This is a genomic window from Janthinobacterium sp. MP5059B, assembly GCF_001758645.1.
Taxonomy (GTDB): Bacteria; Pseudomonadota; Gammaproteobacteria; order Burkholderiales; family Burkholderiaceae_D; genus Janthinobacterium; species Janthinobacterium lividum.
The window spans coordinates 1,164,001-1,183,524 of the sequence record NZ_LRHX01000006.1; the positions used below are offsets into that span (position 1 = coordinate 1,164,001).

The window sequence follows — 19,524 nt, forward strand, 5'->3', positions numbered from 1 at the left end:
ACCGTTTACCAAGCGCACAACACCAGCAGGCCCGCGCACGTCTGCGACGCGGAGGCTAATTGAGGATTCGGCTATACTTCCCAGACATTAATTTTTGAACTTTAATTCAACAAAGATTAATAAAAATCAATACGCATGGCATCCTGCCATGCAAGGCGACGCCGCCGGCATGCAGCCCAGGTGCGCACCGAACGACATGCCCTACTCAGCTTATGACTATCCAACTAAGAAAAATAATCCTTTCCTCCCTGCTGGCATCGCCGGCGCTGGCCATGGCCGGCGAACTGGAACAGCAAATGCAGCGTTGCGCCGTCCTCGGTGACGCCAGTGCCCGCCTGGGCTGCTTCGACACCCTGGCCAAGGCGGCGGAAAAGGCCACCATCGCCGCCGGCGGCGATCCCGTCACCGCGGCAGTGACCCTGGCTGCCGCTGCCGAGGTCGCGCCCCTCACGCCAGTCAGTCCGCCGGGCGTGGCCACGCCGGACGCCGTCAACGCCGCCATTCCCGCCATCGCGCAGGCTGGCGCAGCGCCACCGGAAGCGCCGATTTCGCGCACGCAGCAATCGTGGGAACTGAACGAAGCGTCCAAGCGCGGCCTGTTCAACTTCCGCCCGCACCGCGATACCTATCTGCTGCTGGCCAATTACAGCGACGCTTCGAACGACGAACCGTTCCAGGATTTCACGCCCGCCGGCATCAAGAGCCAGCATGTGGAATTGACATTCCAGCTCAGCTTCAAGATGAAGCTGCTGGAAGACATCGCCGGCACGCCCATCGACATGTGGTTCGGCTACACGCAGCAAAGTTTCTGGCAGGCGTATAACCGCAAGGCATCGAGTCCTTTCCGCGAGACCAATTACCAGCCTGAGTTGATGCTGATCTTGCCGATCAACAAGAATTTCGCGGGCGTGGAATTCAATTACCTGAACTTCGGCCTCGTGCACCAGTCCAACGGACAGACGTCGACCCTGTCGCGCAGCTGGAACCGCGTGTATGCCGAGCTGGGCATGGAGAAGGACAACCTGGCCGTCACGACGCGCGTCTGGCACCGCCTCGACAATGGCAAGACCGACAATGACAATATCGACATCACCGATTACATGGGGCATGGCGACTTGCGCGTCAGCTACCGCAACAAGGGCCACGAGTATGCCGTGACGGCCCGCCGCAATTTCAGCAAGAAGCATGGTTCCATGCAGGCCAGCTGGGCCTTCCCATTGAAGGCCAACCTGAAAGGCTATCTGCAACTGTTCTCCGGCTATGGCCAGAGCTTGATCGACTACAACTATTCGCAGAAATCGATCGGCGCCGGTTTCATGGTCGACCTGTAAGCCAGGCAGTACCGCAAACAAAAATGGCGCCAATGGCGCCATTTTTTATGGGAAATATCGGGTTTATCACCGGCCGCCGCCCAGCACGCGCGCCGGCAGCATGACGATGGCGCGCAGCAATTCGAACACGCCTTCCACGCCGATGCCGATCAAGCGGAATGGCAGCAACAGCAGCCAGGCCAGCGGATACAGCACGAGGGCCAGCAAGGCCAGGGGCCAGCACACCAGCAAGAGCAGCAGCCACAGCACGAATCCCAGCATCGCGTTCCCCCTAGAATGAAATGTGCGGAGCAAGCCGTGCTTGCCCCGCTACCGTGACAGCACTATATGAAAGCGCAGCGACGGCGGCAACGGCCATGCGATGAACTGCGCGCTGCGGGGATGAACGGTGCAAAAACGGGAATGAACGGGGACTTACTGGCCGACGCAAATCACTTTCGTGATGTATTCATGCGCGTTCGGCTTCTTGCTGGTGGCCCATTTGATGGCCTGGTTGGCATCTTCGATGGTCATGACGGTGGCCTTGTCCTTCGACTTGATGAAGGACACGCCTTCAAACACGCCTTCCTTGCTGCGCATTACCTTGGCAAACACGGGCGGCCGGGTCTCGCCATCGCTGATTTTGTTCTGTTGCACGAGGTAACGCTGATCGATCTGTTCCATGATAGTAAAGCTGTCCAGTGGGTAAAAGACGAAATATACCCTGAATGGACAAACGCCGCAGGATGAAATCGCTGCGGCGTTGCCTTGGAATTAACGATGCTTATGCATACACGGCGTTCTGCACCACAGGCTGAAGATTCACGTCATAGATCACCTGGGCGCGGATCGACGCTTCCAGCGAGGGAATCGAGCCGCCGGCGCGGTACTGGAAGCTCACTTGCAGCACGTCGCCCGCCTTCACGGCCACCGGCGTGGCCAGCGGCAAGCACATGTAGTGGTTCAGCCAGTCGATGGTGGTCGAGCGCTCGGGCACCACGGCCAGGATGTTCTTGGTGACGAAACGCAAGGCATTCAGGGTGCCGCTGCGCTCGACGACAAACTTGCCATCAAAGCCGAACACATTGTCCGTCGGCTGGCTGAAGTCGATGATGCTGTAGACGGAAGGCGGCGCCAGCTCCTGCACGCCAGGATGGATGGCCGTGGTTTCCTGGAATTGCACGATAGGCGCATAAAAACCCTCGAAATCGTATTCCTGCTGCATCGGCTGCACGGCCATGATGACGGCTTCGGGCAGGAAGATGGGCAGCGGACCGCCAAAGCGGGCCAGGTAGCGGCGCTTGAACGATTCGATCACTTCCACCTGCTTTTCGCGCAGCATGCCGACATGGATCATTTCGCAGATGACCACATCGACGGGCTCGGGCGGCAGGTATTCGAAGGCGTCCGCGTGGACGACTTCGACTTTTTCACCATTGGGATTGAGCGCCAGCATCTTGCGCGCTTCCTTGACCATGTCCGGATTGAACTCCACGCACCACACCTTGTCGGCGCGCGCGGCCGCAAACCACGACAGCACGCCCGTGCCGCCGCCCAGCTCCAGCACCTTCATGCCGGGTTTTACCGCGTAATCGATCGCCGACTTGAACCCGTGCATGCGGTTCTGGTCCATCAACATATTGTGGTGGTAATGGACGGGGATAAATTGCCCCAGGTAACAACTCTCGATTTCTCGTTCATTCAGCATGTCTGTCCTCTTGGAGTCTGGCTCCGATGGCCGATCGGTTTTGTCATTCCAGAAAGCAGTGATATCGCACGGGCTGCGCGAGGGGCGGCGACAATACAGCCGGCGCCTGACGGTGATGTGATGACCCATGCGACGTATCTCCTGATTAATGCGACACGATCATTATCGTTAATCGGCAGGGAGAACAAAGGGCTGAGGTGAGAGGCAATTCCATGCCAGTTTCAGCGCTGGCATGGAAAGTATTGAAATTAAAACATCACTTGCGGGCTGCGCGCGCTTTCTGTGCCGCTTCGATGATGGCGACCACGCCGGGCTTGTCGCCCGCCTGGGCAAACTGCACGGCTGTCCAGCCATGGCCGCTTTTCAGGCTGGCGTCCGCGCCCCAGGACAACAGCAGCGTGACGGCGCCCTCCTGTCCTTCGCGTGCGGCAAACATCAGCGGCGTGACGTTGGCGGGCGCAAGCGCATCGACCACGGCGTCGCGGTCGAGCAATATCTTCATGATGGGCAGGTCGCCTGCCGAGGCCGCATAGTGGAGCGCCGTCCAGCCGCTCTGGTTGACCTTGGCGCCCTTGGCCAGCAAGGCGTTCACGGCGTCCTGCTTGTGCTTGTAGGCGGCCATCATCAGTGCCGTGTTGCCATTGGCTGAACGGGCTTCCAGGTCGATGCCGGGAGCATCGAGCAGCACCTGGAACACCCGGTCCGCATCGTCGCGCAAGGCCAGCACGAGGGGAATGTCGCCCCGCTGCGCGTCAGGCTGGTTCGGATTCATGCCTTCCGCCAGCATGCTGCGCACGCCGCTGGCATTATTCACGGACACGGCGCGGAAGAAGGCGTCCGGTTCCGGCGCCGCCTGGCTGGCGGTGGCGCAGCACAGCAGCATCGCCAGGGCGAGTTTTTTCATCATATCTGACCTTAAGAAGTTACGGCAACTGATTGAATAACTTGAAGAAATTATCCGTCGTCTGCATCGCCACCTGGTCCAGCGGGATGCCTTTCAGGGTCGACAGGTATTCCGCCACGTGGGCCACATAGCCCGGTTCGTTCATGCGGCCGCGGAACGGCACGGGGGCCAGGTACGGCGAATCCGTCTCGATCAGGATGCGCTCGAGCGGCACTTCCAGGGCCACGGCCTGCAAGTCTTTCGCGCTCTTGAACGTGACGATGCCGGAAAAGGAAATATAGAAACCCATGGCGATGGCGGCGCGCGCCACTTCCAGGGATTCCGTAAAGCAATGCATGACGCCGGCCACGCCGCCGTCCGACACGCCCGCGCCCTCTTCGCGCATGATGCGTATGGTGTCTTCACTGGCCGCTCTTGTGTGAATAATCAAGGGCTTGCGCGTGATTCTTGAAGCTTTGATGTGAGTGCGGAAACGCTCGCGCTGCCACTCCAGGTCGCCCGTCAGGCGGAAATAGTCGAGGCCCGTCTCGCCGATGGCGATGATCTTCGGATGGTCGGCCAAGCGGACCAGGTCTTCCACGGACGGCTCAGGTGTGTCCTCGTAATCGGGATGCACGCCGACGGAAGCAAAGATATGCGGATACTGCTCGGCCAGAGCCAGCACCTGTGGAAAGTCCGGCAAGTCGACGGACACGCACAAGGCGTGCGTCACCTTGTTCTCGGCCATCTTGGCGAGGATCTCGGGCATGCGAGCAGCCAGCTCGGGGAAATTGATATGGCAATGGGAATCGATATACATAAGGCGGGATTGTACCGGAGCGGGCGGAATCTGGCAGGGGGAAGGCGCAAATCCGTGCTGCCGCTGACGACTCCCGCGCAGTCCGCCTACTGCCCCTGCGGCGGCTGCCACAGCTCCACCTTGTTGCCCTCGGGATCGATGACCCAGCCGAACTGGCCATATTCGGAATCGGGCGCCTTTTCCAGCACGTTGCAGCCCTCGTCGCGCAGGGCTTGCAGCAACGCGTCGAGGTCGTCGACGCGGTAGTTGATCATGAAGGAAGCCTTGCCGGGCGCGAATTGTTCGTTGTCATTGGCCGCGACGGACCAGATAGTGGTGCCGCCAGTGGGCTTGCCGTCGGCGTCCGCCCAGGTGAAGGCGGCGCCGCCCCACGGCTGCACGTCCAGGCCCAGGTGGCGCTGGTACCAGGCGCGCAGCGCGGCCGGGTCTTGCGCGTGGAAAAAGATGCCGCCGATGCCAGTGACTCGTTTCATGCACGCCTCCGTTGCTGTCCAGTGCCTTGACTGTAACACCGGGGACCAGGCGTGGCAAACGATGCGGCGAACCTGCTGGCAGGCCAAGAAATAGATAATTTACTTTAATTTAACAGTACAAGTAATTGATTTTATTGGAAAATTGATGCGTAGTCGAGCAACATGTCTTCCAGGAACAGCTTGGGCGACAAGGGGTGTTCGGCAATCGCCCGGCGCTCATTGGCAGCTTTGATCGCAGCCATCAACCGGCTCACGTTGATGCGTCCTGCCAGCGCTTCCAGTTCGCGCCGGTGGCGCGGGTAGTAGCGGATGGTGCCGGACAATTTGACGGAAAACACGTCGTACAGCCAGCGCTGGAGCGATGCCACCAAGGGTGCCAGCGGAGACTTCTGTAATTTGTCCGCCGCTTTCAGGGCCGCTTCCACGCCAGGGTTCGCCAAGACTTGCAGCAATTGTTCCGTTTCTTCGCGGCCGCCCGACTCGGACTGGGCCAGCGCTGCCAGCGGCGCGCCGCCCTGTTCGCGCAGCCAGCTGTCCGCATCGTTCAAGCCTTGTTGCTTGAGCCACGTCAAGGCCTGCTCGTGGCTGGGCATAGGCAAGGCGAATTTCCTGCAACGCGACAAGATGGTCGGCAGCAAACGGTCCAGGCTGTTCGAAGCCAGCAGGAACAGGGTGCCCGGCGGCGGCTCTTCCAGGGTTTTCAGCAAGGCGTTGGACGCGGGCGTGTTCAGCGCCTCGGCCGGGTACAGCACCACCACGCGCAAGCCCTGGCGGTGCGTGGAAATGTTCATGAAGTCGGCCAGGTTGCGGATCTGCTCGATCTTGATGTCTTTCGACGGCGTCTTGGTCTTGGCGCTTTTTTTGGCACCCTCGCCCTCTTCGCCGTCGTCGGCCACGTCGTCTTCCAGCGCTTCCGGACGGACCCGGCGGTAATCGGGATGGTTGCCCTGGCTAAACCAGCCGCATGAGGCGCACGCGCCGCAGGCATGGCCGTCGGCGCGCACGTCTTCGCACAGCAATGCCTGCGCGAAATGCTCGATGAAGTCGGCCTTGCCGATGCCCTGCGCGCCATGGAACAAAATGGCGTGCGGCATGCGCGGGCGCAAGGCTTGCAATTGCTGCCAGGCGTCCTGTTGCCACGGATAGAGAGGACTGTTCATTTTATTCCTTGTCAATCAGTGGCTTGCAATACTTTGCTCAAGCAATACATCAAGCAATTTTGCCAGCTGTACTTGAATATCGGCAATGCTTTGCGTGGAATCGATGATGCGGAAGCGTTCCGGGAACTGGGCCGCGCGGCGCAGATACTCGTTGCGCGTGGCGGCAAAGAAATCGGCCTGCTCCTGCTCGAACTTGTCGAGCGCACGCGTGGCGTCCAGGCGGGCACGGGCCACGGCCAGCGGCACGTCGAACAGGAAAGTCAGGTCCGGCTGCAAGTGCGGGTGCACCCACGCTTCCAGCGCTTCCATCTTGCGCAAGTCCATGCCCCGGCCCCCGCCCTGGTAGGCGAAGCTGGCGTCGCTGAAGCGGTCGGAAATGACCCACTCGCCCCGATCGAGGGCTGGCGCGATCACTTGCGCGATATGTTCGCGGCGGCTGGCGAACATCAGCAAGGCTTCCGTTTCCAGGTGCATTTTTTCATGCAGCAGCAGTTCGCGCAGTTTTTCGCCCAGGCTGGTACCACCCGGTTCGCGCGATGAAACGAGGCTGACGCCCCGCTGCTGCAGGTAGTCGGTGACAAAGCCGATATGCGTCGACTTGCCCGCGCCATCGATGCCTTCGAAGGTGATGAAGCGGGGTTGATAGTGTGGTGTCATGAAGCTTCTAGTTTGAAATAATTAACGCTGGTATTGATTCACGGCGCGGTTATGGTCGGGCAAGTTGGCCGAGAACTGGCTGGTGCCGTCGCCGCGCGCCACGAAATACAGCGCTTGCGTGCGGGCCGGCGCCAGCGCCGCCGTCAGCGATTGCGCGCCAGCCAGGGCGATCGGCGTGGGCGGCAAGCCGCCGCGCGTGTAGGTATTGTACGGGGTGTCCGCTTCCAGGTCGCGTTTGCGGATCTTGCCCTGGTAGTTGTCGCCCATGCCATAGATCACAGTCGGGTCCGTCTGCAGCAGCATGCCCGTCTTGAGGCGGTTGACGAACACGCCGGCAATCATGGCGCGCTCGGACTTTTGCCCCGTTTCCTTTTCCACGATGGAAGCCATGATCAGCGCTTCGTACGGGTTTTTATATGGCAAGGCGGGATCGCGCTTGTCCCACGCTTCGGACAGGCGGCCGATCATGGCCGTGTGCGCCTGCCTGAAAATCTGCATTTCGCTGGCGCCCTTGGCAAACAGATACGTATCCGGGAAGAACAAACCTTCCGGGTGCACATATTCCGGGCTGATTTTCGCCATCAGTTCCTTGTCGGACAGGCCTGCGGTATCGTGCTTGAGGCCGGGATGGTTGGCCATCGCCAGGCGCATCTGTTTGAAGGTCCAGCCTTCGATGATGGTCAGCGACTCTTGCGCGAATTCGCCGCGCGCCAGCTGCGTGATCAAACGCTGCGGCGTGGTGCCCGGTTTCAGTTCATAGGAACCGGCCTTGATCTTCGAGGTCTTGCCTTCGATGCGCGCCAGCATGTTGAACAGGATGGGCACGATGGGCACTCCCGCGTCCGCGATCTGCTGGCCGGCCGCATGCGCGCCGCTGCCCGGGCTGATCGTAAACGGAATCGCTTCTCCATCCGTGGTGATGGGCTGCTGCGCCCAGTACACAAAAGTACCGCCCACGCCGATGGCGGCGATGACTGAACTGACTACAAGTTTTTTAAAGAAAGCCATTGTTCCGATTCTTGTGATGCGGGCGCTGATGGCCAACGTCCGCTTGTTATGATCGTTCATTTGTGAAGCAAGTGCGCGCAAAGCGGCGCCAACACTGGCAATCTTGCCGTTGCCGACGCAATCTGCGCGACATCACTATAATGAACCCGTAATGATAATGCTTAATCGCTGATCTAATGGAAATTATGAATAACTGGAATCAATTTTTAACAGCCCAAGGCGCCCGCCCCGTTGCCATCGATGGCGCGCCTGACAGCACCGCCCCCATCACCGCCGTCCCTATCCATGATTTCGGCCAGTCCCTGACAGTGCCCCAGCTGCAAGAAGGTTTTGTCGCGGCCATCACGGACCAGGGCTTGATCGGCTTGAGCGGCGACGATGCAGCCAGTTTCCTGCACGGCCAGCTGACCAACGATGTGGAACACCTGAACCAGGAGCAAGTGCGCCTGGCCGGCTACTGCACGCCGAAAGGCCGGCTGCTGGCCAGTTTCCTGATGTGGCGCAACGCCACCACCATTTATCTGCAATTGCCGCGCGCCATACAGCCGGCCATCCAGAAGCGGCTGCAGATGTTCGTGCTGCGCGCCAAGGCCAAGCTGCACGATGCATCCCTTGATGCAGCCAATCAAGTTGTCCTGGGCCTGGGCGGCAAACAAGCCAGCGCGGCCCTGTCCGCCTGGTTCCCGGCGCTGCCCGCCACGCCGTTCAGCAAGGTCGAACACGCGTCCGGCACCCTGCTGCGCGTGGCCGATGCGTTCGGCAGCGCCCGCTATGAATGGCTGACGTCGGCCGCCACGGCGCGCGACGTGTGGCCGCAGCTGGCGCAAACGCTCGCCAAGGGCGGGATTGACGCCTGGCGCTTGTCGGACATCCACGCGGGCATCCCGCAGATCACGGCCGCCACGCAAGAGCAGTTCGTGCCGCAAATGGTCAACTTCGAGCTGCTGGGCGGCGTCAATTTCAAGAAAGGCTGCTACCCGGGCCAGGAAATCGTCGCGCGCAGCCAGTACCTGGGCAAGCTCAAGCGCCGCACCACCCTCGTCAGCATTGCCGATCCCTCGGTAGTGGCCGGCGGCGAACTGTTTGCCGTCAGCGACCCCGAGCAACCTTGCGGCATGGTCGTCAACGCGGCGCCCAACGGTGATGGCGGCATCGACGCCCTCGTTGAAATGAAGCTGGGGGCGATCGAAGAAGGTGCAAGTGCCGCCGGCGCCGTGCGCTATGGTTCGGCCCAGGGCGCTCACGTGCAGTTCCTGTCCATGCCTTACGTGCTAGACGCACTCGACTTGTGAGAATGCCATGAAAGATTTGTACATTTATTACCAGGTCAAGGAAGAGCACGCCCAGGCGCTGGAAGCCCGGGTCCGTGCCTTGCAGGCAAAACTGGCTGCCGCGTCCGGCGTGGCGCCGCAATTGAAACGCCGCCCTGACGCCAAGGATGGCTTGCAGACGTGGATGGAAATCTACCCCGTCGTCGGCGAAGGTTTTACGGAGCTGCTGGCCAGCGCGTCCGACGAAGCGGGATTGCTGTCCTTGACGGCTGGAGCGCGCCATACGGAAGTGTTCATGGATTTGCCTCCATGTGCCTGATCGTTTTTGCCTGGAAAGTCAATCCGCACATCCCGCTGATTGCCGCCGCCAACCGCGACGAATTCTATGAACGCGCCAGCGCCCCCGCCGGCGCCTGGCCCGAGCACCCGCAAGTGTATGCGGGCCGCGACCTGCAGGCGGGCGGTAGCTGGATGGGCATCACCCAGGCCGGCAGCGGCAGCTCGCGCTTTGCCGCCATCACGAATATCCGCAGCCCGCAAGACCGCAACCCGGACGCCCCCTCGCGCGGCGCCCTGGTAGCCGACTATCTGGCCGGCAATATGTCGCCACAGGATTACATCGCGCAAATCCGCCCCGGCTGCACAGCCTACAACGGCTTTAACCTGGTGCTGGGCGACGCGGACACCCTGATCTGGTTTTCCAACCGGGGCGATGGCGATGCGCGCAATGGCCAGCCATTGGAGCCGGGCATCTACGGCCTGTCGAACGCCCTGCTGGACGCGCCGTGGCCGAAGGTCCTGAAGACCAAGGCCCAGTTCGCCAGCCTGCTGTGCCAGGGTGCGCCCGACGAGGCGTATTTCGACATGCTGGCCGACACCACGCGCGCGCCCGATTTCCGCTTGCCGGACACAGGCGTGCCGCTCGACCTCGAACGCGTACTGTCCGCCGTCTGCATCGAAACGCCGGGTTACGGCACGCGCACTTCCACCGTCGTGAAACTGTTCCCGGATTCTCCCGGCGAATTGCATGAGCTGGTGATCCAGTAGGTCGGGTAGGTCGGGTTAGCGCGCAAGCGCGTAACCCGACAACACCAGCGCCCTCAAGCGGCATCACCGCCGTCCCCGATGTCGGATTACGCGCGCCTCCGGCGCGCTAATCCGACCTGCGCAAGCTTCCCCTGTCCTCATCGGCAACCCACCCGCCATCCGTCCGCAGAAAAAAGAAAGCGCTTGCGCAAGCGCTTTCTTTTGTTTACGATAGCTTCAATCGCGGCGACACAGCCGCACCCAATCGCAGTACACAATAATAAAAAAAACCTCAGGAGACACCATGGCCACCATGGAAGATGTAGCGCGGGCGGCGGACGTATCGCTGTCGACCGTCTCTCACGTAGTCAACGGCACCCGCAAGGTCAGCCCGAAAACCGTCGCCGCCGTCAACGCGGCCATGCAGCAGATCGGCTATGTGCCGAACATGCTGGCGCGCGCGCTGGCCGGCTCCTCGTCGGGCACCATCGGCGTGGCCATTTCCGCCTTCACCAATCATTATTTCAGCGAAACCGTGCGCGCCATCGAGGCTGCCTGCACGCGCCACGGCTTGATGATGCTGTTTTCCGATACGCATGACGATCCCGAGCAAGAGTTGAAAGTGGTGCAGAACTTGCACCAGCGCCGCGTCGATGGCATCGTGCTGGCGCCATCCGGCGATCCGCACAACCGCGCCCTCGACTATTTGACCAGCAACAAGATCGCTTCCGTGCTGGTCGACCGCATGTCGCCACAACCGTTCGACCAGGTGGGCGTGGAAAACATCGAAGCGACGGCCCAGCTCGTTAGCCATCTGATCGCGGCCCATGGCCACCGCCGCATCGGTTTCATCGCCGGCGCGCCCGGTCTCTCCACGACGGACGAGCGTATCGAAGGCTACCGCCTGGCCTTGCAGCGCGCCAATATTGCCTTCGATGGGGCACTGCTGCGTTCGGGCGACTCCAACCTGGAACGCAGCGGCGCAGCCACGCGCGAATTGCTCGCCCTGCCCGCCGCACAGCGTCCCACGGCCATCGTTGCCGGCAATAACCTGATGACCATCGGCACCATGCATGCCTTGCGCGATGCGCACATTGCAGTACCGCAAGACGTCGCGCTGGCCGGCTTCGATGATTTCGACTGGGCCGATTACTTCAGCCCCCGCCTCACCGTGATGGCCCAGCCGCTCGAAGAGCTGGGCGCCATGGCCGTCGACCTCCTGATCGACCGTATCGCCAATCCGGGCATCGCCCAGCACGTGCAGCGCTTGTCGCCAACCTTGCGCGTACGCAATTCCTGCGGCTGCCCCTGACCTTTACAGTAAACCAAACATGCATCCAGCGATTTCCCTCGGTATCGACCTCGGTACCTCCGAATTGAAAACCGTGCTGATGGACAGCTCTGGCAGCGTGCGCGGCCAGGCGTCCGTGCGCATCGACACCAGCCGCCCGCAAGCAGGCTGGTCCGAACAGGCGCCGCAGGACTGGTGGGCCGCCTGCGTCAACGCGCTGGGCCAGTTGCGCGCCGGCTGGCCGCAGGACTATGCCCGCATCGCCTGCATCGGCCTGTCGGGCCAGATGCATGGCGCCGTGCTGCTCGACGCCAACGATACCGTGATCCGTCCCGCCATCCTGTGGAACGATGCGCGCGCCGAGGCCGAAGCGGCTAGCCTGGCGCGCGACTATCCCGCGTATGCGGACGTGACGGGCAGCCTGCCCATGGCGGGCCTGACGGCACCAAAACTGCTGTGGCTGCAAAAGCATGAGCCGGCCGCCTTTGCCGCCATCGCCTGTCTGCTGTCGCCGAAAGACTATCTGCGCCTGCGCTTGACGGGCATCAAGCTGACGGACATGTCCGATGCGGCCGGCACCCTGTGGCTGGACGAGGCCAACCGTGCCTGGTTCACGCCCATGCTGGCCGCCTGCGGCTTGCACCCAGAACAGATGCCGGCGCTGGCCGAAGGCGACGCCGCCACGGGCAGCGTGCTGGCGTCCATCGCCGACCAGCTGGGCTTGCCAGCGGATGTGGTGGTGGCGGGCGGCGGCGGCGACAATCCCGTCTCGGCCGTGGGCATCGGCGCCGTCAATGGCGGCGACAGTTTTATCTCGCTGGGCACCAGCGCCGCCATCGTGTCCGTCACCGAAGCGCCTTTGGGCAACCCGGCCGGCGGCGTACACAGCTTTTGCCACGCCCTGCCCGGCCGCTGGTATGCGATGGGCGCGATCCTGTCGGGCGCCAGCTGTCTGCGCTGGGCGACGGGCGTGCTGGGCCAGCCCGACGAGGCAGCCCTGCTGGCGCTGGTGGAAGCGGGCTTGCCGCTCACTACGGCCATTACCCCTTCCGCACCCCTGTTCCTGCCGTACCTGTCGGGCGAGCGCACGCCGCATAACGACCCGCAAGTGCGCGGCGCCTTTTTGCAACTGGGCCACGACAGCACGCCGGCGCAGCTCGGCTACGCCGTGCTCGAAGGCGTTGCCTTTGCCTTGCGCGACGCCATGGCGGCCGTCACGTCGACGGGCGCCGTCGTTCCCCACTGCATGCTGGTGGGCGGCGGCGCACGCAGCCAGTACTGGGCGCAACTGCTGGCCAATGTGCTGGGACGCGAAATGCGCACCCTGCACAACAGCGAACTGTCGGCCAGCCTGGGCGCTGCCAAGCTGGGCTTTGCCGCCATCGGCGACACCAGCCTGCTGACGCAGGGCTTGCCCATCAAAAACATTTTCCTGCCCGATGCCGCGCACAGCGCAGCCTTGAGCATCCGTTACGGTCGCTACCGTAGCCTGTTTCCCGCCGTGCAAGCCTTGCACCAACTCAGTGATAAGGAATAGTAATGAATCAGCTGCAACAATTGAAGCAATACAGCACCGTCGTCGCCGACACGGGCGACTTTTTGCAACTGGCGCGCTTCGCGCCGCAAGACGCCACCACCAATCCGTCGCTGATTTTAAAGGCCGTGCTGCAGCCCGATTACGCGCCCTTACTGGAAAGCACGGTCGCCGCGCATCAATCCGCTGCGCTGGACGATATCGTCGACCAAGTGCTGGTGCGCTTCGGTCTGGAAATTTTGAAAGTCGTGCCGGGCCGCGTGTCGACGGAAGTCGATGCCCGCCTGAGCTTTGACCGCGACGCCACCGTCGCCCGCGGGCGCCGCCTGATCGCCCTGTACGAGCAAGCCGGCATCAGCCGCGAGCGCGTGCTGATCAAGGTTGCCGCCACCTGGGAAGGCATCCAGGCAGCGCGCGAGCTGGAAAAGGACGGCATCTTTTGCAACTTGACCCTGCTGTTCGCGTTTTGCCAGGCCGTCGCCTGCGCCGACGCGAAAGTGCGCCTGATTTCGCCGTTTGTGGGCCGCATCTACGACTGGCATAAAAAATCGCTGGGCGCGGCATGGGACGAAGCGGCGCGCAGCCTGTCCAATGATCCAGGAGTACAGTCGGTCACGCGCATCTTCAATTACTACAAACAACATGGCATCGCCACGCAAGTGATGGGCGCCAGCTTCCGCAACGTGGGGCAGATCACGGCCCTGTCCGGCTGCGACTTGCTGACCATCAGCCCGGATCTGCTGGCCAAGCTGGAAGCGGCAGATGCGCCATTCGAACGCGCTCTGGGCGGCGACTTGGGCGCGGCACAACCGGCCGTCACGTATGACGAAGCGGCTTTCCGCTACGCCTTGAACGACGACGCGATGGCGACCGAAAAGCTGGCCGAAGGCATCCGCGGCTTTGCCGTCGATGCGGGCAAGCTGGACGCCATGATCGAGAAGTTACGCAATCAATAAGTTTGCACCCCGTTTTTACCCGTAGCACCGTTTGTTTTTACAATAAAAACCCTTGGAGATCCTCATGAAAAAAGTCATTACCGCCTCCCTGCTGCTGTCCGCCGCCTGCGGTGCTTTCGCCGCTGACAAACCGCTGAAATCGATCGGCGTGAGCGTGGGCGACCTGGCCAACCCGTTCTTCGTGGCCATTGGCCGCGGCGCGGAAGAAAGCGCGAAAAAGCTGGGCGGCCCTGGCGTGAAAGTCACCACGGTGTCCAGCAAGTATGACTTGAACACCCAGGTGGACCAGATCGAGAACTTCATCGCCAACAAGACCGACATCATCATCCTGAACGCCGTCGATTCCAAGGGCATCGCGCCAGCCATCAAGAAAGCGCGCAATGCGGGCGTGGTCGTGATCGCTGTCGACGTGGGCGCCGTGGGCGCTTCGGCCACCGTGATGTCCGATAACACCATGGCCGGCGACGTGTCGTGCGCCTACCTGGCCAAGCAGATCGGCGGCAAGGGCAATGTGGTGATCCTGAACGGCCCGCCGGTCACGTCCGTGATCGACCGCGTCAACGGTTGCAAGAAAACCCTGGCCGCGTTCAAGGATATCAAGATCCTGTCCGACAACCAGAACGCCGGCGGCAGCCGCGACGGCGGCATGACCGTGATGTCGAACCTGCTGACGGCCCATCCGAAGATCGACGGCGTGTTCGCCATCAACGATCCGACCGGCATCGGCGCCGAACTGGCGATCAAGCAATCGAAGCGCACGGACGTGAAACTGATCACGGCAGTCGATGGCGCGCCCGATGGCCAGAACGCCCTGAAAAACAAGGCCGGCCTGTTTGCCGCCACCTCGGCACAAAACCCGTACCGCATGGCCACGGACGCCGTGCAGATGGGCTACGACATCATGAACGGCCGCACGCCGAAACAGACCATGGTGCTGTTGCCGACCCCGGCCATCACCAAGGAAAACGTCGCCACCTACACGGGCTGGGTAAAGAACTGATCTGCCTGACCTGAACCACGTGGCGCCGCCAGCCAGTTGGCAGGCGGCGCCAGTTTCACCAGCAAGGAAGGACAGTCATGAGCGACGATATTATTTTTGAAATGCGCGGCATCGAGAAGCGCTTTGGCGCCACGCGCGCGCTGCGCGGCGTGCACCTGACGGTGCGCAGCGGCGAAATCCATGCCGTGATGGGCGAGAACGGCGCCGGCAAGAGCACCCTGATGAAGATTTTATCCGGCGTGTACACGCCGGACGCGGGCGAGATCATCCTCGACGGCAAGCCGATTCGTATCCGCAACCCGGGCGAGGCACGCGCGCTGGGCATCAACCTGATCTACCAGGAACTGAGCGTAGCCAGGAACATGACGGTGGCGCAGAACGTCTTCATGGGCAGCGAGCCGCAAGGACCGTTCTGGACCGTCAAGGGCGGCGAAATGCGCGCGCGCACGAATGCCATCCTGGCCGACCTAGGTTCCCGCTTCGACGCCGATACCATGGTCTCGACCCTGTCGATCGCCGAGCAGCAGCAGGTGGAAATCGCCCGCGCCCTCGTGCACGAAAGCCGCATCCTGATCATGGACGAGCCCACTGCCGCCCTGTCCGACCGGGAAACCGAACAATTGTTCCGCATCATCGAAGAACAGCGCGACAAGGGCCTGGCCGTGCTCTACATCAGCCACCGCATGGCCGAGGTGGAACGCCTGGCGCGCCGCATCACCGTGCTGCGCGACGGCGCCTATGTGGGCGAACTGGGCAAAGATGAGCTGGATCAAAAGAAAGTCGTGCAAATGATGGTGGGCCGCCCCGCCGACGACTTTTATGCGCACCAGCGGCGCACCACGCGCGGCGCCGAGCGCCTGCGCGTGGAAAACGTGGGCGGCGGCAAGGTCAGGCCCGCCTCGTTCGCGCTGCATGCGGGCGAAGTGACGGGACTTGCCGGCCTGGTCGGCGCAGGCCGCACGGAACTGGCGCGCCTGATCTTTGGCGCCGACAAGAAGCAATCGGGGCAAGTATGGCTCGACGGCCAGGAAGTGCACATCCACCGGCCGCTGGCGGCCATCCGCCACGGCATCGGCTACCTGCCGGAAGACCGCAAGAGCCTGGGCCTGTTCATGCAATTGTCGGCCATGGAAAACATGTCGATGAACATCCTCTCCAAGCACTCCACGGCGGGCGTCGTCAACCGTGGCGCCCTGACCCAGCTGACGCGCGAGGCAATTGCCAACCTCAACGTGAAAGTGTCGGGACCGGAAGGCATCGTCGGCGGACTCTCCGGCGGCAACCAGCAAAAAGTCTTGCTGGCGCGCTGGCTGGCCATCGCGCCCAAGGTCCTCATCCTCGACGAACCGACGCGGGGCGTGGACGTGGGCGCGAAGAGCGAAATCTACAAGATCATCCACCAGCTGGCCGATGCGGGCACGGCCGTGCTGTGCATTTCCAGCGAACTGGCCGAACTGGTCGGCATCTGCGACCGCGTGATGGTGATGTGCGAAGGACGCCTGACGGGAGAAGTGACGGGCGACGACATTACGCAGGAAAACATCCTTGCCTATGCCACGCAGCTGGAAGCGGCATAAAAACACCTGTCAAAACCTACTGCGCGTCGCGGGTTGCGGTTTCCGATGCTCACTGTGCATCCGCACAGTTCCGCGTCTCAACCACAACCCACATCCGCTCGCTACGGTTTTGTCAGGCGTTTTAAGAATACGTCTTAAATAATCATTCAGGAGACTCATGATGACAACTAGCACCACCCGCGGCGCCGCGCGCGCCGGCGAACCCTTCAATGCCTCGAACCTGATGCGCCGCCTGGGCATGCTGCCCGTGCTGGTGGTGCTCTACCTGGCCATGTATGGCCTGACCGTGTACTTCTCGGCCGATGGCACGTCGACGTTCATGACCAGCAATAACACCATGAACATCTTCCGCCAGGTGTCGATCAATATCGTGCTGGCGTCGGGCATGACCTTCGTCATTCTGACGAGCGGCATCGATTTGTCCGTCGGCTCCGTGCTGGCCGTCTCGGCCGTGGCAGGCATGCTGATGTCGCTGTCGGCCCAGTTCGCCGGCTTCTCGATTCCCGCCTTCCTCATTGTCGGCCTGCTGCTGGGCGCGCTCAATGGCGTGCTGGTAGCCCTCGTCGGCCTGAACCCGTTCGTGGTGACTTTGGGCACCATGACGGCCCTGCGCGGCGCGGCCTACCTGTTCGCCGACGGCACCAGCGTGCTGAACACGGAAATCCCGAGCTTCGAATGGATGGGTAACGGCAGCTTCCTGGCCGTGCCCTGGCTGATCTGGCTGGCCGCGGCCGTCGTCGTGCTGACGTGGTTCATCCTGCGCAAGACCACCCTGGGCCTGCATATCTACGCTGTCGGCGGCAATATCCAGGCGGCACGCTTGACGGGCATCAAGGTCGGCCTCGTGCTGATGTTTGTCTACACGATCAGCGGCCTGTTCGCGGGCCTGGGCGGCGCCATGTCGGCCAGCCGTCTGTATGCGGCCAACGGCAACTGGGGCACGGGATATGAGCTGGACGCCATCGCGGCCGTCGTGCTCGGCGGTACCAGCCTGATGGGCGGCGTGGGCTCCGTCTGGGGCACCGTCATCGGCGCCCTCATCATCGGCGTGATGAACAATGGCTTGACGATTCTGGGCCTGTCGTCGTTCTGGCAGTACGTGGCGAAAGGTGTCGTGATCGTGCTGGCCGTGATTCTGGATAAATGGCGCCAGAGCCACGCGCAGAACTGATTGTGCTGGTGGTGTCGGGTGACGCGCTGCGCGCTAACCCGACCTACCGTTGACGTCGTAGGTCGGATTAGCGCTACGCGCGTAATCCGACAGCACCCTAGAACACCAGCCGCATCTCCACATGCGCAATCCCCGCCTCTTCAAACACTTCCCCCTGCTGCACGAAACCGTGGCGCGCATAGAATGGCGCGGCCACGGTTTGCGCATTGAGCACCACCGCCGCATCACCCCGTTCGCGGGCTTTGTCCATCAGCAAGGTCAGAATGGCCCCGCCCACGCCCGTGCCGCGGCCCGGCTGGCGCACGGCCATGCGGCCGATGTGGCCGTCTGGCAATAAACGTCCCGTACCGATGGCGTTGCCGGCGCCGTCGTAGGCAACGGCGTGCAGGCAGACGGCATCCATGTCGTCGAGTTCGATCTCGGCCGGCACTTTCTGTTCATCGACAAAGACTTCGAAACGGATGGCGGTGGCGTCAGGGCCCAGGGTGACCCAGTCGCCGAGGCGGATGGTGTGATTGGTCATGGATATGCGCTAGTAAGAGACGGGCCGCAATTGTCTCACGGCCCGCCTTGCGGAAGGAAGGTCAGGCCAGTTTCACCAATTGCTTGCCGAAGTTGCGCCCTTTTAAGAGGCCGATGAACGCTTGCGGCGCGCTGGCCAGGCCATCGGCCACGGATTCGCGGAATTTCAGCTTGCCCGTCGCCACCAATGTTCCCAGCTCCGCCAATCCTTGCGGCCAGAATTCCGGCTGTTCCGACACGATGAAGCCGCGCACGGTGAGGCGGTTGGTGAGGATCAGGCGCGCATTGTCGAGCGGCGTCGGCTCGCCGTTATAGCCGGCGATCCAGCCGCACACGGCCACGCGGCCAAACGCGTTGGTGCGCGCCAGGGCTGCATCGAAGATGGCGCCGCCCACGTTTTCAAAGATGGCGTCGATGCCATCCGGCGTGGCCGCCGCCAGGTCGGCCTCCAGATTGCCCGCCTTGTAATCGACGCAGGCATCGAAACCCAGTTCATTCACCACATACGCGCACTTGTCGGCGCCGCCGGCGATGCCGACCACGCGGCAGCCTTTCAATTTCGCCAGTTGCCCCACGACGCTGCCCACGGCGCCGCTGGCGGCCGACACGACCACTGTTTCGCCCGCTTTCGGCGCCATGATCTGGTTCAATCCATACCAGGCGGTCATGCCTGGCATGCCGACGGAACCCAGGTAGGCCGAGGCGGGAATATGCGTCGTGTCGACCTTGCGCAGCATCGTGCCGTCCGACACGGCCACTTCCGTCCAGCCCAAAGTCCCCACGACGGTGTCGCCTGCGGCAAACTTCGGATGCTTCGATTCCAGCACCACGCCCACCGTGCCGCCGATCATGGTTTCATCGAGCGCCTGCGGCGCCGCATAGCTTTTATTGGCGCTCATGCGCCCGCGCATGTAAGGATCGAGCGACAGATACTGGTTACGCACCAGCAACTGGCCATCCGCGATGGCGGGAATCTCTTTGGTTTCCAGACGGAAATGTGCCGGCTGCACTTCCTCATTGGAAGCGGGGCGCGAGGCGAGGACGATGCGTTGGTAGGTGGTCATGAATGCTCCTGTCATTTGTCAAATGAACCCCAGAGGCAAAGTCCGGGGTCAGCCCCTCAGGGTCTGACCCCGGCCCTTCGCTTTGGGGTTAAC

General features: G+C 62.2%; 21 protein-coding genes. 10 read left to right on the top strand and 11 right to left on the bottom strand.

All coding sequences use genetic code 11. The annotated features are described in order from the left end of the window. The first annotated feature begins 272 nt into the window (after positions 1–272). Positions 273–1,331, top strand: coding sequence for a phospholipase A (locus JAB1_RS09795; protein ID WP_034784590.1), 1,059 nt, complete (start codon positions 273–275; stop codon positions 1,329–1,331). Positions 1,332–1,397: 66 nt separating this feature from the next. On the opposite strand, the gene JAB1_RS09800 is transcribed toward JAB1_RS09795, so the two are convergent. The 9 genes from JAB1_RS09800 to mltG all read right to left on the bottom strand — a co-directional run bounded on the left by JAB1_RS09800 (position 1,398) and on the right by mltG (position 8,019). Next, positions 1,398–1,592: a hypothetical protein gene (locus JAB1_RS09800; RefSeq protein ID WP_070279655.1), complete on the bottom strand. Its 195-nt coding sequence runs from the start codon at positions 1,590–1,592 to the stop codon at positions 1,398–1,400. A 153-nt stretch (positions 1,593–1,745) separates the two neighbouring features. Next, positions 1,746–1,994 carry a hypothetical protein gene (locus JAB1_RS09805; protein ID WP_034784592.1) on the bottom strand — a complete coding sequence of 83 codons (249 nt, stop codon included), beginning with the start codon at positions 1,992–1,994 and terminating at the stop codon, positions 1,746–1,748. A 100-nt stretch (positions 1,995–2,094) separates the two neighbouring features. Beyond that, the gene (locus tag JAB1_RS09810; RefSeq protein ID WP_070253752.1) at positions 2,095–3,018 is read right to left on the bottom strand and encodes a methyltransferase domain-containing protein; all 924 of its coding nucleotides are present in this window, start codon (positions 3,016–3,018) and stop codon (positions 2,095–2,097) included. A 256-nt stretch (positions 3,019–3,274) separates the two neighbouring features. After that, positions 3,275–3,925 (bottom strand): ankyrin repeat domain-containing protein, encoded by a 651-nt coding sequence (locus JAB1_RS09815; protein ID WP_071653324.1) that lies wholly within the window; start codon positions 3,923–3,925, stop codon positions 3,275–3,277. A gap of 16 nt (positions 3,926–3,941) precedes the next feature. Continuing rightward, the gene (locus JAB1_RS09820; protein WP_070279657.1) at positions 3,942–4,721 is read right to left on the bottom strand and encodes a TatD family hydrolase; all 780 of its coding nucleotides are present in this window, start codon (positions 4,719–4,721) and stop codon (positions 3,942–3,944) included. A gap of 86 nt (positions 4,722–4,807) precedes the next feature. Further along, on the bottom strand, positions 4,808–5,194 hold the full coding sequence (locus JAB1_RS09825) for a VOC family protein (RefSeq protein WP_070253753.1): 387 nt from the start codon (positions 5,192–5,194) through the stop codon (positions 4,808–4,810). A 131-nt stretch (positions 5,195–5,325) separates the two neighbouring features. After that, positions 5,326–6,354 (bottom strand): DNA polymerase III subunit delta', encoded by a 1,029-nt coding sequence (locus tag JAB1_RS09830; protein ID WP_070279659.1) that lies wholly within the window; start codon positions 6,352–6,354, stop codon positions 5,326–5,328. A 15-nt stretch (positions 6,355–6,369) separates the two neighbouring features. Next, entirely contained in the window at positions 6,370–7,011 is a 642-nt protein-coding gene (gene tmk, locus JAB1_RS09835) for a dTMP kinase (RefSeq protein ID WP_070279660.1), read from the bottom strand. Positions 7,012–7,032: 21 nt separating this feature from the next. Beyond that, positions 7,033–8,019, bottom strand: a complete 987-nt coding sequence (gene mltG, locus JAB1_RS09840; RefSeq protein ID WP_034784598.1) for an endolytic transglycosylase MltG — start codon at positions 8,017–8,019, stop codon at positions 7,033–7,035. A 176-nt stretch (positions 8,020–8,195) separates the two neighbouring features. On the opposite strand from mltG, the gene JAB1_RS09845 reads away from it, so the two are divergent. The 9 genes from JAB1_RS09845 (at position 8,196) to JAB1_RS09885 (ending at position 17,845) form a co-directional block, all read left to right on the top strand. Beyond that, a complete protein-coding gene (locus tag JAB1_RS09845; RefSeq protein WP_070279661.1) occupies positions 8,196–9,311 on the top strand; it encodes a folate-binding protein YgfZ in 1,116 nt (371 codons plus the stop codon). Positions 9,312–9,318: 7 nt separating this feature from the next. Continuing rightward, on the top strand, positions 9,319–9,609 hold the full coding sequence (locus JAB1_RS09850; RefSeq protein ID WP_034784600.1) for a DUF4936 family protein: 291 nt from the start codon (positions 9,319–9,321) through the stop codon (positions 9,607–9,609). Then, positions 9,600–10,337, top strand: a complete 738-nt coding sequence (locus JAB1_RS09855) for an NRDE family protein (RefSeq protein WP_034784601.1) — start codon at positions 9,600–9,602, stop codon at positions 10,335–10,337. The genes JAB1_RS09850 and JAB1_RS09855 overlap by 10 nt, the downstream gene beginning before the upstream one ends. A 283-nt stretch (positions 10,338–10,620) precedes the next feature. Then, on the top strand, positions 10,621–11,628 hold the full coding sequence (locus JAB1_RS09860) for a LacI family DNA-binding transcriptional regulator (RefSeq protein WP_070279662.1): 1,008 nt from the start codon (positions 10,621–10,623) through the stop codon (positions 11,626–11,628). 31 nt (positions 11,629–11,659) lie between these two features. Then, entirely contained in the window at positions 11,660–13,144 is a 1,485-nt protein-coding gene (gene xylB, locus JAB1_RS09865) for a xylulokinase (protein WP_217494292.1), read from the top strand. A 2-nt stretch (positions 13,145–13,146) separates the two neighbouring features. Next, positions 13,147–14,097, top strand: coding sequence for a transaldolase (gene tal / locus JAB1_RS09870; protein WP_070279667.1), 951 nt, complete (start codon positions 13,147–13,149; stop codon positions 14,095–14,097). A gap of 64 nt (positions 14,098–14,161) precedes the next feature. After that, a complete protein-coding gene (locus JAB1_RS09875) occupies positions 14,162–15,097 on the top strand; it encodes an ABC transporter substrate-binding protein (RefSeq protein WP_077404737.1) in 936 nt (311 codons plus the stop codon). Between the two features lie 77 nt (positions 15,098–15,174). Beyond that, the gene (locus JAB1_RS09880) at positions 15,175–16,674 is read left to right on the top strand and encodes a sugar ABC transporter ATP-binding protein (protein ID WP_070279669.1); all 1,500 of its coding nucleotides are present in this window, start codon (positions 15,175–15,177) and stop codon (positions 16,672–16,674) included. 160 nt (positions 16,675–16,834) lie between these two features. Further along, positions 16,835–17,845, top strand: coding sequence for a ribose ABC transporter permease (locus JAB1_RS09885; RefSeq protein WP_070279901.1), 1,011 nt, complete (start codon positions 16,835–16,837; stop codon positions 17,843–17,845). A 97-nt stretch (positions 17,846–17,942) separates the two neighbouring features. Here the strand turns inward: JAB1_RS09885 and JAB1_RS09890 are convergent, their stop codons facing one another. Then, positions 17,943–18,368, bottom strand: a complete 426-nt coding sequence (locus JAB1_RS09890) for a GNAT family N-acetyltransferase (protein ID WP_070279671.1) — start codon at positions 18,366–18,368, stop codon at positions 17,943–17,945. A gap of 61 nt (positions 18,369–18,429) precedes the next feature. Beyond that, positions 18,430–19,431: an NADP-dependent oxidoreductase gene (locus JAB1_RS09895; protein ID WP_070279672.1), complete on the bottom strand. Its 1,002-nt coding sequence runs from the start codon at positions 19,429–19,431 to the stop codon at positions 18,430–18,432. Between the last annotated feature and the right edge of the window lie 93 nt (positions 19,432–19,524).

Excerpts from the sequence above, each read along its gene's own strand:
- mltG (WP_034784598.1), bottom strand. The coding sequence starts at position 8,019 with ATGGCTTTCTTTAAAAAACTTGTAGTCAGTTCAGTCATCGCCGCCATC.
- JAB1_RS09795 (WP_034784590.1), top strand. The coding sequence starts at position 273 with ATGGCCGGCGAACTGGAACAGCAAATGCAGCGTTGCGCCGTCCTCGGT.
- JAB1_RS09885 (WP_070279901.1), top strand. The coding sequence starts at position 16,835 with ATGACAACTAGCACCACCCGCGGCGCCGCGCGCGCCGGCGAACCCTTC.
- JAB1_RS09845 (WP_070279661.1), top strand. The coding sequence starts at position 8,196 with ATGGAAATTATGAATAACTGGAATCAATTTTTAACAGCCCAAGGCGCC.
- tmk (WP_070279660.1), bottom strand. The coding sequence starts at position 7,011 with ATGACACCACACTATCAACCCCGCTTCATCACCTTCGAAGGCATCGAT.
- tal (WP_070279667.1), top strand. The coding sequence starts at position 13,147 with ATGAATCAGCTGCAACAATTGAAGCAATACAGCACCGTCGTCGCCGAC.
- JAB1_RS09805 (WP_034784592.1), bottom strand. The coding sequence starts at position 1,994 with ATGGAACAGATCGATCAGCGTTACCTCGTGCAACAGAACAAAATCAGC.
- JAB1_RS09875 (WP_077404737.1), top strand. The coding sequence starts at position 14,162 with ATGAAAAAAGTCATTACCGCCTCCCTGCTGCTGTCCGCCGCCTGCGGT.
- JAB1_RS09850 (WP_034784600.1), top strand. The coding sequence starts at position 9,319 with ATGAAAGATTTGTACATTTATTACCAGGTCAAGGAAGAGCACGCCCAG.
- JAB1_RS09820 (WP_070279657.1), bottom strand. The coding sequence starts at position 4,721 with ATGTATATCGATTCCCATTGCCATATCAATTTCCCCGAGCTGGCTGCT.
- JAB1_RS09825 (WP_070253753.1), bottom strand. The coding sequence starts at position 5,194 with ATGAAACGAGTCACTGGCATCGGCGGCATCTTTTTCCACGCGCAAGAC.
- JAB1_RS09810 (WP_070253752.1), bottom strand. The coding sequence starts at position 3,018 with ATGCTGAATGAACGAGAAATCGAGAGTTGTTACCTGGGGCAATTTATC.
- JAB1_RS09830 (WP_070279659.1), bottom strand. The coding sequence starts at position 6,354 with ATGAACAGTCCTCTCTATCCGTGGCAACAGGACGCCTGGCAGCAATTG.
- JAB1_RS09815 (WP_071653324.1), bottom strand. The coding sequence starts at position 3,925 with ATGATGAAAAAACTCGCCCTGGCGATGCTGCTGTGCTGCGCCACCGCC.
- JAB1_RS09800 (WP_070279655.1), bottom strand. The coding sequence starts at position 1,592 with ATGCTGGGATTCGTGCTGTGGCTGCTGCTCTTGCTGGTGTGCTGGCCC.
- JAB1_RS09890 (WP_070279671.1), bottom strand. The coding sequence starts at position 18,368 with ATGACCAATCACACCATCCGCCTCGGCGACTGGGTCACCCTGGGCCCT.
- JAB1_RS09880 (WP_070279669.1), top strand. The coding sequence starts at position 15,175 with ATGAGCGACGATATTATTTTTGAAATGCGCGGCATCGAGAAGCGCTTT.
- JAB1_RS09860 (WP_070279662.1), top strand. The coding sequence starts at position 10,621 with ATGGCCACCATGGAAGATGTAGCGCGGGCGGCGGACGTATCGCTGTCG.
- JAB1_RS09895 (WP_070279672.1), bottom strand. The coding sequence starts at position 19,431 with ATGACCACCTACCAACGCATCGTCCTCGCCTCGCGCCCCGCTTCCAAT.
- JAB1_RS09855 (WP_034784601.1), top strand. The coding sequence starts at position 9,600 with ATGTGCCTGATCGTTTTTGCCTGGAAAGTCAATCCGCACATCCCGCTG.